The organism is Herbaspirillum sp. C7C8 (assembly GCF_022627875.1).
Classification (GTDB): domain Bacteria; phylum Pseudomonadota; class Gammaproteobacteria; order Burkholderiales; family Burkholderiaceae_D; genus Herbaspirillum.
This window is the reverse complement of the sequence record NZ_JABXGG010000097.1, coordinates 1-235: the sequence shown is the minus strand read 5'-3', so window position 1 is coordinate 235 and position 235 is coordinate 1. Positions and strand designations below refer to the sequence as shown.

Here is a 235-nt window from a genome sequence, read left to right as displayed (position 1 = left end):
AGCGTAATCAGACCTACAACAAGCTGCTGCCCAACGCGGGCCTGAAATACCAGCTCGATGAGCGTGACCAGTTGTTCTACAGCCTGTCGCGCAACATGCGCGTGCCGCAGAACTACGTGCTGTACGACAAAGGTGCCAACTCGATCGACTCCAAGCCGGAAACCAGCTGGAACCATGAACTGGGCTGGCGCTACACCGCCGACGACATGACCCTGGCCGCCACCCTGTTCTACAT

Annotated in this window: 1 protein-coding gene; it reads left to right on the top strand. The window is 58.3% G+C overall.

Translation table 11 applies throughout. From position 1 onward, the window contains the following. A partial coding sequence (locus HWE01_RS22795; protein ID WP_241822980.1) for a TonB-dependent receptor domain-containing protein occupies positions 1–235 on the top strand: 235 nt, incomplete at both ends.